Annotated in this window: 15 protein-coding genes; 10 read left to right on the top strand and 5 right to left on the bottom strand. The window is 69.2% G+C overall.

The window, feature by feature from the left end:
- Positions 1–8: 8 nt before the first annotated feature.
- Genes LH076_RS05720 through LH076_RS05710 form a run of 3 tightly spaced genes read left to right on the top strand, consistent with a single transcriptional unit; the run spans position 9 to position 3,379 of the window.
- Complete coding sequence (locus LH076_RS05720) at positions 9–608, top strand: TMEM165/GDT1 family protein (RefSeq protein WP_227783031.1); 600 nt, start codon at positions 9–11, stop codon at positions 606–608.
- Positions 601–2,142, top strand: a complete 1,542-nt coding sequence (locus tag LH076_RS05715) for an SDR family NAD(P)-dependent oxidoreductase (protein ID WP_227783030.1) — start codon at positions 601–603, stop codon at positions 2,140–2,142. The genes LH076_RS05720 and LH076_RS05715 overlap by 8 nt, the downstream gene beginning before the upstream one ends.
- Before the next feature lie 28 nt (positions 2,143–2,170).
- A complete protein-coding gene (locus LH076_RS05710; RefSeq protein WP_321573733.1) occupies positions 2,171–3,379 on the top strand; it encodes an HNH endonuclease signature motif containing protein in 1,209 nt (402 codons plus the stop codon).
- A 185-nt stretch (positions 3,380–3,564) separates the two neighbouring features.
- Here LH076_RS05710 and LH076_RS05705 read toward each other — a convergent pair whose 3' ends face one another.
- Positions 3,565–4,389, bottom strand: a complete 825-nt coding sequence (locus LH076_RS05705) for a MerR family transcriptional regulator (RefSeq protein ID WP_227783028.1) — start codon at positions 4,387–4,389, stop codon at positions 3,565–3,567.
- 48 nt (positions 4,390–4,437) lie between these two features.
- On the opposite strand from LH076_RS05705, the gene LH076_RS05700 reads away from it, so the two are divergent.
- Positions 4,438–4,773 (top strand): nuclear transport factor 2 family protein, encoded by a 336-nt coding sequence (locus LH076_RS05700; RefSeq protein WP_227783027.1) that lies wholly within the window; start codon positions 4,438–4,440, stop codon positions 4,771–4,773.
- Position 4,774: 1 nt separating this feature from the next.
- On the opposite strand, the gene LH076_RS05695 is transcribed toward LH076_RS05700, so the two are convergent.
- Positions 4,775–5,551: an SDR family NAD(P)-dependent oxidoreductase gene (locus tag LH076_RS05695; protein ID WP_227783026.1), complete on the bottom strand. Its 777-nt coding sequence runs from the start codon at positions 5,549–5,551 to the stop codon at positions 4,775–4,777.
- Positions 5,552–5,604: 53 nt separating this feature from the next.
- Here LH076_RS05695 and LH076_RS05690 point away from each other — a divergent pair, with 53 nt between their 5' ends.
- Positions 5,605–6,066: a GNAT family N-acetyltransferase gene (locus LH076_RS05690; protein ID WP_227783025.1), complete on the top strand. Its 462-nt coding sequence runs from the start codon at positions 5,605–5,607 to the stop codon at positions 6,064–6,066.
- Between the two features lie 154 nt (positions 6,067–6,220).
- Here the strand turns inward: LH076_RS05690 and LH076_RS05685 are convergent, their stop codons facing one another.
- Positions 6,221–6,859 carry a YczE/YyaS/YitT family protein gene (locus tag LH076_RS05685; protein WP_227783024.1) on the bottom strand — a complete coding sequence of 213 codons (639 nt, stop codon included), beginning with the start codon at positions 6,857–6,859 and terminating at the stop codon, positions 6,221–6,223.
- 62 nt (positions 6,860–6,921) lie between these two features.
- On the opposite strand from LH076_RS05685, the gene LH076_RS05680 reads away from it, so the two are divergent.
- A complete protein-coding gene (locus LH076_RS05680; RefSeq protein WP_227783023.1) occupies positions 6,922–8,364 on the top strand; it encodes a PLP-dependent aminotransferase family protein in 1,443 nt (480 codons plus the stop codon).
- 35 nt (positions 8,365–8,399) lie between these two features.
- Positions 8,400–9,161, top strand: a complete 762-nt coding sequence (locus LH076_RS05675; protein ID WP_227783022.1) for an SDR family oxidoreductase — start codon at positions 8,400–8,402, stop codon at positions 9,159–9,161.
- Here the strand turns inward: LH076_RS05675 and ybaK are convergent.
- The gene (gene ybaK, locus LH076_RS05670; protein ID WP_227783021.1) at positions 9,133–9,636 is read right to left on the bottom strand and encodes a Cys-tRNA(Pro) deacylase; all 504 of its coding nucleotides are present in this window, start codon (positions 9,634–9,636) and stop codon (positions 9,133–9,135) included. The two genes, LH076_RS05675 and ybaK, sit on opposite strands and share 29 nt — an antisense overlap.
- Before the next feature lie 11 nt (positions 9,637–9,647).
- A complete protein-coding gene (locus tag LH076_RS05665; protein ID WP_227783020.1) occupies positions 9,648–10,886 on the bottom strand; it encodes a low temperature requirement protein A in 1,239 nt (412 codons plus the stop codon).
- Between the two features lie 53 nt (positions 10,887–10,939).
- On the opposite strand from LH076_RS05665, the gene LH076_RS05660 reads away from it, so the two are divergent.
- The 3 genes from LH076_RS05660 to LH076_RS05655 are packed head-to-tail and all read left to right on the top strand — an operon-like array spanning position 10,940 to position 13,245.
- Positions 10,940–12,394, top strand: coding sequence for an AMP-binding protein (locus tag LH076_RS05660; protein ID WP_321573732.1), 1,455 nt, complete (start codon positions 10,940–10,942; stop codon positions 12,392–12,394).
- Complete coding sequence (locus tag LH076_RS16970; RefSeq protein ID WP_321573731.1) at positions 12,370–12,558, top strand: AMP-binding enzyme; 189 nt, start codon at positions 12,370–12,372, stop codon at positions 12,556–12,558. The genes LH076_RS05660 and LH076_RS16970 overlap by 25 nt, the downstream gene beginning before the upstream one ends.
- 36 nt (positions 12,559–12,594) lie before the next feature.
- Positions 12,595–13,245: a class I SAM-dependent methyltransferase gene (locus tag LH076_RS05655; RefSeq protein ID WP_227783019.1), complete on the top strand. Its 651-nt coding sequence runs from the start codon at positions 12,595–12,597 to the stop codon at positions 13,243–13,245.
- The last annotated feature ends 10 nt before the right edge of the window (positions 13,246–13,255 follow it).

The raw sequence follows: 13,255 nt of genomic DNA, 5'->3' as shown, positions 1-13,255 counted from the left end.
CTTCCGGGGTGCTTGATGTCGGCGTCCTCCTCACCACGTTCGTCCTGATCTTCGTCGCGGAACTGCCCGACAAGTCGGCGATCGCCTCGTTGGTGCTGGGCACGCGCTTCAAGCTCTCCTGGGTCTTCACCGGCGTCGCTGCGGCTTTCGCCGTGCACGTGGTGATCGCGGTCGCGGCGGGCCGCGTCCTGCGACTGCTTCCGCACACCGCGGTCGAGATCGTGGTCGCGATCCTCTTCCTCCTGGGTGCGGTGCTGATCTGGCGCGAGGGCTCCGACGACGACTCGGACGACGAGGCGGCCGAGCTCGCCGACGTACCAGCGACCGCGGGGTTCTGGAAGGTCGCCAGCCTCGGCTTCGGCGTCATCTTCATCGGCGAGTGGGGCGACCTCACGCAGATCATGACGGCCAACCTCGCCGCGAAGTACCACGACCCGCTGGCCGTCGGCATCGGCGCGGTCCTCGGCCTGTGGGCCGTGGCGCTGACCGCGATGCTCTTCGGCAAGACGCTGCTGCGGGTCGTGCCGATCAAGCTCATCACCCGCATCGCCGCGTTCGTCCTGGTGGTCCTGGCGATCGTGACGCTCATCGGAGTCATCAATGGCTGACAACGCGGCTCACCGCGACGAGTTCAAGACGCTCGAGCGGATCGACCCGGACGAGCTCGCCATCACGCTGAAGGTGCTCGGCGAGCTGCACATGCTCGACCCCGACCACGACGACGTGCGCACGGTGAAGCGGGCGACGTCCTACATGTGGAAGCTGATCAAGAAGGCGCGTCGCTCCGAGATCCGCCTCGAGAAGCAGCAGCACGACCAGTCCATCATCGAGAAGACGGCGACCGGCTCGCCGATGCGGATCGACGACGAGACCGCGGGCATCCCGCTGGTCTCGACCGCTCCGGGCGCCTTCGCCGGCGAGCTCATCACAGCGCGTGGCTGCTACATCTGCAAGCAGGACTTCACGCTCGTCGACGCCTTCTACCACTGGCTCTGCCCGTCGTGCGCGGCCAAGTCGCACGCCAAGCGCGACCAGCACGCCGACCTCACCGGCAAGCGGGCGCTGCTCACCGGTGGTCGCGCCAAGATCGGGATGTACATCGCACTGCGGCTGCTGCGCGACGGTGCCCATCTCACGATCACCACGCGGTTCCCGAAGGACGCGGTGCGTCGGTTCTCCGAGATGGAGGACTCGGCGGACTGGATCCACCGGCTCAAGATCATCGGCATCGACCTGCGCGATCCCACCCAGGTCGTCGCTCTCACGGACGAGGTCGCGGCGGACGGCCCGCTCGACATCATCATCAACAACGCGTGCCAGACCGTACGCCGCCTGCCCGGTGCCTACACGCACCTGATCGACGGCGAGAACGCTCCCCTGCTGCCGCGTGCCGACGGCCTCGACCTGCCGGAGATGCTGACCTTCGACCGCATCTCCGAGGCGCACCCCGCCTCGTTGGCCTCCGCCTTGGCCGGCGCCCAGATCGCCCACCACGAGGGCGAATCACCCGAGCACCACGCCGCCGTGCTGGCCGCGACCAATGCCGCCGGGCTCACGCAGCTGGCGCTCTCGGCCGGGTCGGCCTCGCTGGAGGCTCACCTGGCCGGCACGGCGATCGACGCCGGGGGTCTCATCCCGGACATCCAGGCCAACAACTCCTGGACCCAGGTGCTCGACGAGGTCAACCCGCTGGAGCTGCTCGAGGTGCAGTTCTGCAACTCGATCGCGCCGTTCCTGATCAACTCGCGGCTGCGGCCTGCGCTGCGCGCTGCCGTCGCCGCGGGCGCGCGTCGTGCGTACATCGTCAACGTCTCCGCCATGGAGGGCCAGTTCTCCCGGCGCTACAAGGGCCCGGGCCACCCGCACACCAACATGGCCAAAGCTGCGCTGAACATGATGACGCGCACGTCGGCCGGCGAGTACTTCGAGACCGATCGCATTCTCATGACTGCGGTGGACACCGGCTGGATCACCGACGAGCGCCCGCACGAGGAGAAGCTCCGCATCGCCGCCGAGGGCTGGCACGCGCCGCTCGACCTGGTCGACGGCGCCGCCCGCGTCTACGACCCGATCGTGCAGGGCGAGGCCGGCGTCGACCTCTACGGCTGCTTCATCAAGGACTACGAGCCTTCTCCCTGGTGACGCCACCGGAACAAGGCGCGCATGTTCGGTGTCATCGAAACCCCAGCAGAATAAGGGGATTCTCCCTCGTTGGCCGTTGGTTCTGTCGGTGGCTGGGAGTAGATCGCTGGTACGTGAGGACGTAGTCCGGGCGAGCATGGCCGCCGCACCTCAAGTCGCCGACCAAGCCGGGAAGGAAGACACCGCTGGCTGGCTCGCCCACGAAACCAACCTCGGGCCAAGGGAACCGCGTGCTCAGAAGGGGTTGGCTGAAGCCCTCGAGAAGTGGCCCGGCGTCGCTGTGGGGATGCGTGCCGGCGTCGTGGACCGGGAGCAGGCCGAGATCATCACCCGCGCGTTGGACGACCTCCCCGACGACACGACGGCGGAGTTGGTGGGAAAGGCGGAGGCCCACCTCGTGGATGAGGCCAGCCGTTGGAGCCCGAACCAGCTTCGGGTCCTGGCGCGTCAGATGTTGGACGTGATCGACCCTGATGCCGCCGAGTCCCGTGAGGCCAAGAAGCTTGACGAAGAAGAACGCAGTGCCTTCGAGAGGACGAGGCTTTCCTTCCGCAAGAAGCACGACGGCATCACCAGAATCACCGTCGACGCCCCCGACCTCACCGCGACCGCGACACGCCTCGCGCACCTGCTGCACGCGTTCACCAGCCCCCGGCACGACCCGGCCGACAAGCAGACGCTCGCTCAGGAGTCCGGTGAGCAGGTGTGGTGGAAGCTGCCCAACACCCGCAAGCTCGGTCACGCCTTCTGCGAGCTCCTGGAGAACATCGACCCCTCGACGATGCCGCAACACGGCACCACCGGCACCGAACTCATCGTCACCATCCCCCTGGCCGACCTGCAGCGCGACCTCGCCGCCGCCACCGTCCTGGGCCCCACCGATGTCGAACGCATCATCGCCCACGAAGCCCGACGCCTCGCCTGCGAGGCCGGGAACATCCCCGCCGTCCTCGACAGCAAAGGCCACGTCCTCGACCTCGGCAGGACGTCCCGCCTCGCCACCAACGCCCAGAAGAAGGCGTTGATGCTGCGGCACGCGACCTGTCAGGCCGAAGGATGCGACAAACCCGCCTCGATGGCCGAGGTCCACCACCTCGATCCTTGGGCCAACGGCGGCCGCACCGACCTCGACCGGATGGTCCTCCTCTGCCGACCCGACCACCGTCGGATCCACAACCCCGACTACACCAACCAGCACCTCCCCGACGGCACCGTGAGGTTCCACCGCCGGACGTGAGGCTCGGGGACTCATCTCCGACGGGCAGTGGTGAACCGATACTGAATCGACATGACGCGATCGCGCTCTTCGCCGTCCTCATGGTGGCCATCATCGTCGTGTCGGACGTGCTCGTCCTACGCGACTGATTCGGCGCCCGGCTCGGTTGCAACGTCGCCGTGGTCGCCGCCTTCGGGTTGCTCTACCTAGTCGTCGGGCGACGCTGAGAGACGGAAGATCGGCCAGCCGATCTCCGTCAGCCACTCGGCCTCGGGTGCGCCGTCGCGTGGACCGACGAGATAGCGCTCGTGCACCGGGCCGGCCACGGTGAGCGCGTGGGTGGTGACCCACTCGCCGAGCTGGCCGTAGGTGACCCCGATGTCGTCGTGGTTGCCGGAGTGCACGGTGACCGCGAGCTCCGCCGGAGGCAGTACGACGACCTCGACCCGTCCGCCGCCTCGAGCCGCGACAGCTGGTCCGAGGGGGTGGAACACGAGCATCTCGCCACGGCCCTCGCTGAACAGTTCGTTCGCATAGTGACCGCCGGCCGGACCCGAACGCTCCGCGGACGGTACGGCGGCATCGAGTTCGGCCATCGCGTCGTCGTACCAGCGTCCGGACTCGTCCAGCGTCACCTCGCCACGCACGGCGGCGACCTCGAGCGGCGGGTCCGCGCGCAGCACGACGTCGAGCGGTGCCGCCTCCGGCGACAGGAGACGCTGCAGCGAGACAACGGCCTGACGAGTGCGGTCCAACTGCGACTCGAGCCGGTCGAGGTGCGCCGCGACGAGCGAGGCGCGCCGCGACGGATCAGAGGTCGCCAACACAGCCTTCACCTCCGCCAGGGGAAGGTCGAGCTCGCGCAGCCGGTGGATCACCTGCGCTGCCGGGATCTGCGTGGCGTCGTACAGGCGATAGCCGGACGACGGGTCGACCGCGACAGGCTCGAGCAGGCCGGTCTCGTGGTAGCGACGCAGGGTTCGGACGCTGAGGTGGGTGAGCGCCGCGAACTCGCCGATGGTGAGACCCATGTGAACAGTCTTGACCCTCTCCCTGCGGGAGGGTCCACCGTGTCGGGCATGAGCACTGAACTGCCTCCCGTCATCGAGGGCTACCTCGCCGCACACGACATTCACGACGCCGACGGCGCGATCAGCTTCCTCACCGACGACGTCGTGGTCGTCGATGACGGCAGGATCTACCGGGGTGCCGACGAGGTGAGGGGCTGGCTGGCCAGGGCGGCCTCCGAGTTCGAGTACACCAGCACCCTCACGAGCGTCGAGAGGGTCGGCGAGAGTCAGTGGACCGCGATCCACCACCTCGAGGGCAACTTCCCCGGCAGCCCCGTCGACCTCGCCTACCGCTTCACCGTGACGGACGCCCTGATCAGCGCCCTGACGATCGAGGTCGCCTGAGTCACTTCGGAGGCATGCGGATGCCGCCGTCGACGCGGATGACCTCGGCGTTCATGTACGAGTTGGTGAGGCACTCGAGCACCATCGACGCCAGCTCCTCGCCGGTGCCGAGACGCTTGGGGAAGAGGACGTTCTGGCCGAGGTTGGCCTTGAACGCCTCGGCCGCCTCGCCCTCGCCGTAGATGGGGGTGTCGATCAGGCCGGGCGCCACGGTGTTGAGCCGGATCCCCGCGGCGGAGAGGTCGCGTGCGACCGGGAGCGTCATGCCGACGACGCCGCCCTTCGAGGCGGAGTAGGAGGCCTGGCCGATCTGGCCGTCAAAGGCCGCGACCGAGGCGAGGTTGACGATCGCGCCCCGGCAGCCATCGGCGTCGGGCTCGTTGGTCGACATCACCGTCGCGGCCTGCCGCACCATGTCGAAGGTGCCGATCAGGTTGATCGCGATCACCTTGGTGAAGGCCTCGAGCGAGTGGGCAGACTCCAGGCTGCCGTCACGGCCGATGGTGCGCTGCGCCCAGCCGATGCCGGCCGAGTTCACCACCGCGCGCAGCGGCGCGATCTCGGAGGCCACCCGTACGGCGTCCGCGATCGCGCCTGAGTCGGTGACATCGACCTGGGCGAAGACGCCGCCGATCTCGGAGGCGAGCGCCTCGCCCTTGTCGGCCTGCAGGTCGGCGACGACGACCTTGGCCCCGCGGGCGGCGAGCTGGCGGGCGACGGCGGCACCGATGCCGGAGGCACCCCCGGTGACGATGGCAGAGGATCCAGTGAGTTCCATGCGGGGCAGACTAGAACACGTCCTAGTGGGACAACGCCCTAGCCTTCGTGATCGTGCTGCGCTTCGAACTCGACGACCTGACCCATCCGGCTGTGATCCGGATGCTCGAGGAGCACCTCGAGGACATGCACGCCACCTCGCCCGCCGAGTCGGTGCACGCCCTCGATCTCGAGTCCCTGCGGGCTGCCGGCATCGCCTTCTGGTCGGCCTGGGACGAAGACGAGCTACGGGCGACCGGTGCGCTCAAGACGCTCTCCGGCGACCGCGTCGAGCTCAAGTCGATGCGCACGGCGCGGGACGCACGCGGCCAGGGAGTCGGTGCCGCGATGCTCGCGCATCTCCTCGGCGAGGCGCGTGGCGCCGGCGCTATCGCCGTACTGCTGGAGACGGGGAGCCAGGAGTTCTTCGCCCCGGCCCGCCGGCTCTATGAGCGCGCCGGCTTCGTCGTCCGCGGGCCGTTCGACGACTACGTCGAGGACCCCAACAGCGTCTTCATGGAGCTCGCGCTCAGCTGAGCGACCTGCGATCCGGTCAGGGTCCGGTGTTCCGCGCCGCACGAGCAGCGCCAGCGCACCAGGATCACACCGGGCTCGAGGTTGGTGACGTCACGCAGGTCGTGAGCGCTCACGAGGACCGGCCGATCGAGTCGGGCGCAGGTCCAGGACGCCATCATGACCCGCTCCCGACGAGGACCGGGCCGACGCCGTACGACGAGACGAAGCGGTCGCGGAACCACGGCACCGTGCGATGGACCAGTGGCCCGATCATCAACGCCTCCAGCGCCGTGCCGAAGCCCACCTGGCCACCGAGCAGGAAGCCTGCGATCAGCACCGAGACCTCGACGCACGTCCTGGCCCAGCCGAGGCGCCAGCCGAAGCGCGAGTGCAGGCCGGTCATCAACCCGTCGCGCGGGCCGGGGCCCAGACGCGGTGCGAGATAGAGGCCCGTGGCCACCGACAGCAGGCCGACCCCGGCGACGAAGAGCAGCAGCCGCGCGGCCACCGCCGACGGCGCCGGGATCAACCACAGACCGAGGTCAGCAGCCGGGCCGACCAGCAGCACGTTGAGCACCGTGCCGAGGCCGGGACGCTGGCTCAGCGGCCACCAGAGCAGCAGCACGCAGACGCCGACCAGGTCCGTCACGACGCCGAACGACATCCCCGTCGTCCGCGCGATCCCCTGGGCGAGGACCGACCAGGGGTCGAGGCCGATGTGGGCTCGCACGATCATCGAGATCGAGAGGCCGTAGAGGACAAGTCCGGCCAGGAGCCACGCCATCCGGCGCGTCATGTGCATGTCGGTGGTCACGGGACCAAGCCAATCCCAAGGCCACTTGTGCAGCAAGAGGCCAATCGGGGTAAAGTGGCCTCATGATCCGTGGACGACTGGCGGCGAGCACGCTCGGTGACCTCCTCGGCGACTGGCGCCGCGGGGGCAGCGGCCTTCATGCCTATGAGGCCCTGGCCGAGCGCATCCGTCTGCTGCTCATCGACGGACGGATCTCGGCCGACGTACGCCTGCCCTCCGAGCGCGAGCTCTCCGAGCGGCTCAACCTCTCCCGCACCACGATCACCGCCGCCTACCGCCAGCTCCGGGACACCGGATATGCCCGGGCGGTGCAGGGCTCCGGCACCACCACGACCCTGCCGCTCGTCACGCCGACCTCAGGCATGGCACGGGGCGAGGTGATCGACCTGACCATGGCCTCACTGCCCGCCACCGACCTCCTTCCCGAGGCGGCACGGCGGGCGACCGAGGAGCTCACCGCCTACTACGTCTCCCCCGGCTACCAACTCGTCGGCCTGCCCGTCCTGCGCGAGGCGATCGCTGCCCGCTACACCGCTCGCGGCCTGCCCACCGAGGCCGACCAGATCCTCGTGACCAACGGCGCCCAGGGAGCCATCGCGCTCCTCGCCCGCACCCTCGTCGCGAGGGGCGACCGGGTCTTCGCGGAGAGCCCCAGCTACCCCCATGCGTACGACGCCCTCGCCTCGGCCGGCGGCCGGATCGTCACTTCGCCGGTGACACCGGAGTCCGGCTGGGATGTCCCTGCCCTCACCACGACGATCGCGCGCACGACGCCGGTGGTCGCCTACACGATGCCCGACTTCCACAACCCCACCGGCCGCTGCATGAGCGAGGACGACCGGCACGAGCTGCTCCACGCCGCCGCGAAGGTCGACACACTCCTCATCGCCGACGAGACGACCGCGGAGCTCGACATCGACCGGGCCGAGCACCACGGACCACTGGCCGCCCTCGCCGGAGAGCACGGTGCCCGGGTCGTCCAGATCGGCTCGGCGAGCAAGCTGCTGTGGGGAGGGCTGCGGATCGGATGGATCCGGGCGTCGGCCGAGATCATCGGCCGCCTGATCGCACACCGTCCGGCGCACGATCTCGGCACCGCCATCTGGGAGCAGCTTGTCGTCGCCGAGCTCCTCGGTCGGACACCCGAGATCGTCGAAGAGCGCCGTGGCCAGCTCGGCGAGCGACGCACCGCCCTGGCGACGGCGTTGGCCACGCACCTGCCCGACTGGCAGATGCCCGCGCACCTCCGCGGCGGCCTGGCTGCCTGGCTCCAGCTCCCGTCGCCGGTGAGCTCGCAGCTGACCCTGGCCGCGAGGGCCCACGGTCTCCACGTCACCGCGGGTCCGCGCTTCGGGATCGACGGCGCCTACGAGCGCCGGCTGCGGTTGCCGCTCACAGCGGCGCCCGAGACCTTGGCCCGAGCGGTCGAGATCCTCGGCGAGCTCTGGCCCACCGTCGCCAACGCGGCGCCGGTCCACTTCTCGACGAGTGAGCCGCTCGTCTAGCGGGCTGCTCACCACCCACCGGGAAGGGTGGGGGCATGAACATCAGTGGCAACACCATCTTCATCCCCGGCGCGACCAGCGGCATCGGCCTCGCCCTCGCGATCGCGTTGAAGGAGCGCGGCAACACCGTCATCGTCGGCGGCCGTCGCACAGAGTTGCTCGAGCAGATCAGGACGGACCACGGCCTCGATACCGTCTCGATCGACACCGCTGACGCTGCCTCCATCGAGAGGGCGTCAGCCGCAGTGATCGCCGACCACCCCGAGGTCAACGTCCTCATCACGATGGCCGGCATCATGCGGGCCGAGGACTGGACGACGCCGTCCGGATTCGTCGAGAGCGCCGAGGCCATCGTCACCACCAACCTGCTGGGCCCGATCCGGCTCATCGGCGCCTTCATCGAGCACCTGCAGACCCGTCCGGCGGCGACGATCATGACGGTCTCCTCAGGCCTGGCCTTCACGCCGCTCAAGGTCACGCCGAGCTACAACGCGACCAAGGCCGCGATTCACATGCTCAGCGAGTCGATCCGCCTCCAGCTGGCCGGCACGAGCGTCGAGGTCGTCGAGCTCGAGCCCCCGGCCGTGCGCACTCAGTTGATGCCCGGCCAGGAGACGAGCGACTTCGCGATGCCGCTCGAGGACTTCGTGAGCGAGGTGATGGGACTCCTCGAGGCCCAGCCGGGCGCCACGGAGGTCCAGGTCGAGAACGTGAAGTTCCTGCGCTACGGCGAGGCCCGCGGCGACTACGACCAGGTCGTGGCCACCCTCAACCGGCTCGACCCACACGGGCACTGACCGCACCCGTCACCGCCATCAGGTCGGCAGGCGCGAGCTCGAGGTCGAGCCCGCGCCTGCCGCCGCTCACGAAGATCGTGTCGAACTCCAGCGCCGACTCGTCGAGCACCGTCGGGTGGGCACGCTTCTGCCCGACCGGCGAGATGCCACCGGCGACATAACCGGTCGCGCGCTCGGCAGCCGCGACCTCCGCCATCACAGCCTTCGATCCCCCGAGGGCTCGCGCCAGTGCCTTGAGGTCGAGCTGGCCGGAGACCGGCACGATGCCCACGCAGAGCCGTCCGTCGACGGACGCCATCAACGTCTTGAAGACCCGCTCGGGCGGCACGCCCAGTGCGGTGGCGGCCTCGAGGCCGTAGGAGGTCGAGCGGGGGTCGTGCTCGTAGGGATGCATGCCGAACGCGATTCCCGCGGCGGTCAGGGCCACCGTCGCCGGAGTACCCCCGGGTTGCTTCGACGCCTGCTTCTTCGCCACGGCGACGCAGACTACGCCGACCCCTCGAGCACCTCGGCGTTGTGCCGGTAGCCGACGGTCTCGTAGCCGAGCACGGTGATCCACGGCGTCACCGCCAGGACGGCGAGCGACCATGCCAGCTCGATGCCCGAGGCCGCGAGCACGAGGGAGAGAACGATGGTGACGGCCGAGCCGCCGATGAGGATCAGGTGGAAGGGGTCGATCGTCCGGGTGAAGACGGCGTAGAGCACGTAGAGGAAGAGCAGGTAGATCGCCGTCGGCACGGCGACCGCGGCGACGGTCGTCGTCAGCGAGGTCGCGCTCTCGTGCTCGAGGAAGTACGCCGCCACGTGCAGCCCCGCACCCATCGCGACGATCGACCCGAAGATCAGGATGTGCCCGTACCCCCAACCGAAGGAGCGCTCGCGCCAGGCAGCGAGGATCTCCCCGTGCGGGATGGCGTAGTAGGTCCACCACAGCCCGAAGATCAACGCCGTGCCGACGAAGGCGAGCAGGCCGACATCGAACGTGAGGCCGTCGCCCGAGAGCGCGACGAGGCTGGCCATCGTGCCGATCAGTCCCTCGCCGAGCGCGATGATCACCATCAGCCCGTAACGCTCGGCGATGTGGTGCGGATGCCACGGCGTCCCGTCGAAGCGGCGCTCGGCCACCGCCGGGCCGCCGAGCTCGATCACCATCGGCACGACCATCAGTGCGAAGGTGAGCGGGATGCTGAGGTTCGCGAACGCCAGCAGGCACCAGAGCACCTGCGCCACGACGATCGACACGATGTAGCACCCGTGCGCTCCGCGCCGCGAAGGATCGTGGCGGGTGGCGCGGAGCCACTGCAGGACCATGGCGACCCGCATGACGACGTACCCGATCACCATGACGTCGTTGTTGAGCGTCGCCGCATGCTCGGTCAATGAGGCGAACATCGCCGGGAGCCCCAGCGCGAAGAGGAGCACACCGGCCATCTGGAGCATGGTGGTGAGGCGATAGATCCAGTCGTCGGTGTCGTACGCCGAGGCGAACCAGGTGAAGTTGATCCATGCCCATGCGACGCCGAAGGTCGCGAAGCAGAAGCCGCCGATCGCGACACCCGTGTGGCGCTCGGCCAGGCCGTGGGCCAACGCATCGGCCGCCGTCCCGAACGCGACCACGAAGGTGAGGTCGAAGAGCAGCTCCAGCGGCGTCGCCGAGCGATGGGGCTCCCCCGGATCACGGCCGACCATCCGGACCGCCCGGTGCTGCAGAGTCGCGTCCGCCATGGCGACAGCTTCACGTCCTTGATCCCGCCGACGCAACATGTGACCCTGCTCACATGGAGTCGTACGCCGCGGGAGAGACGTCCACGCCACTGCTGGAGGAGACGATCGGGGCGAGCTTCGAACGCACCGTCGCGAGGTATCCGGAGCGGGAGGCACTCGTCGAGGTCGAGAGCGGCAGGCGTTGGACCTGGTCCGAGCTCAACGCCGACGTCGACCACCTCGCGCGCGGGCTCCTTGCCGAGGGCATAGGGCGCGGCGACCGCGTCGGCATCTGGGCGCCGAACTGCGCGGAGTGGACGGTCGTCCAGTTCGCGACGGCCAAGATCGGCGCCGTCCTGGTCAACGTCAACCCGTCGTACCGCACCCACGAGCTCGCGTACGTCGTCAACCAGTCGGGCATGCGGATGCTGCTCGCCGCGAGCGGGTTCAAGGGCAGCGACTACAGGGCGATGATCGACGAGATCCGCCCGACCAGCACGGCGCTCACGACCGTCGCCTACCTCGACACCGAGGACTGGACACACCTCATGAGCGAGGGCGAGGAGATGCCGCAGCACGCCCTCGAGGAGCGGATGTCCCACCTCGAACCGGACGACGCGATCAACATCCAATACACCTCCGGGACGACCGGCTTCCCCAAGGGTGCGACCCTCAGCCACCGCAACATCCTCAACAACGGCTTCTTCACGACCGAGACGATCAATCTCACCGAGGCCGACCGGCTCGTGATCCCCGTGCCCTTCTACCACTGCTTCGGCATGGTCATGGCGAACCTCGGCTGCATCACGCACGGCGCCACGATGATCATCCCGGGCCCGGCGTTCGACCCGGCCACGGCACTGCGGACGGTCGCCGCGGAGAAGGCGACGGCGCTGTACGGCGTCCCCACGATGTTCATCGCCGAGCAGGCGCTCCCCGACTTCGACAGCTATGACCTGTCCACGCTGCGGACCGGCATCATGGCCGGCTCGATCTGCCCGGTCGAGGTGATGAAGCGCTGCGTCAACGAGATGCACATGGACGAGGTCTCGATCGCCTACGGCATGACCGAGACCTCGCCGGTCTCCTGCCAGACCCGCACGGACGATGACCTGGACCGGCGTACGACCACCATCGGCCGCGCCGCTCCCCACGTCGAGATCAAGATCGTCTCGCCCACTGGGGAGACGCTGGAGCGGGGCGAGACCGGCGAGTTCTGCACCCGCGGCTACTCGGTGATGCTCGGCTACTGGGACGACCCGGAGAAGACCGCGGAGGCGATCGACGCCGACGGCTGGATGCACACCGGCGACCTCGCCGTGATGCGCGAGGACGGCTACGTCAGCATCGTCGGCCGGATCAAGGACCTCGTGATCCGCGGCGGTGAGAACATCTACCCGCGGGAGGTCGAGGAGTTCCTCTACACCCACCCCGACATCGAGGACGTGCAGGTGATCGGCGTTCCCGACGAGCGCTACGGCAGGAGATCTGCGCCTGGATCAGGATGCGTCCGGGCCGTCCTCCGCTGACGCCCGACACCGTCCGTGAGTACGCCGACGGCCGGCTGGCCCGCTACAAGATCCCGCGCTACGTCAGGATCGTCGACGAGTTCCCGATGACCGTGACCGGCAAGATCCGGAAGGTCGAGATGCGCGAGGTGAGCACGGCGGAGCTGGGGCTGGCCTCAAGCTGATGCACCTGGCCTGAGCCACCTGAGAGAGTGTGCGTCGTGGCACGGAACGTGAGCGACACCTGGCGGCTGGACCACCCGTGGGCGCACCTCTACTCCTTCGGCATGGCCCGCCGGTCGCTCGCGCGTGCCGCCGGCGTCATCGGCTTCGGCACCACGTTCCAGGGCCTCTACGACGCGATCGACTCCCTCGCCTATACGCCGCGAGGCGGCACCGTCCTCGACGTGCCCTGCGGCGCCGGGATCGCGCTCGCCGGGATCAACCGGCAGACGCGCGTGCGCTATCTCGCCTGCGACATCTCCCCCGCGATGCTCGTCCGCACCCGGGAGGCGGCCGCACGGCTCGGCGTCCCGATCGAGACCCTCGAGGCCGACGTCGCCTCGCTCCCGTTGGCGGACCGCTCCGTCGATGTGACGGTGAGTCTCACCGGACTGCACTGCTTTCCCGACCCGCACGCGGCGATCCGCGAGATCGCCCGCGTCACCGACGACCGGATCGAGCTCACGTGGCTGCGCGCCGACGCGGGCACGCGCTACCGCCCGGTCATCGCGGCCGGCCGCGCTGCGGGACTCATCGGCCCCTCGGCCACGCTGCTCGAGGTCACCGACTGGCTCAGTGCCGCCGGCTTCCTCGCCTACGGGGTGACCGAGGGAGCCTTCGCGTACGTCTCGGCCCGCCGCTGCAGCTGACCGCGCTCCC

The sequence above is a fragment of the Nocardioides sp. Kera G14 genome (assembly GCF_020715565.1).
In the GTDB taxonomy this organism is placed as follows: domain Bacteria; phylum Actinomycetota; class Actinomycetes; order Propionibacteriales; family Nocardioidaceae; genus Nocardioides.
The sequence above is the reverse complement of the archived record's forward strand: the minus strand, read 5'-3'. Positions and strand labels throughout refer to the sequence as shown.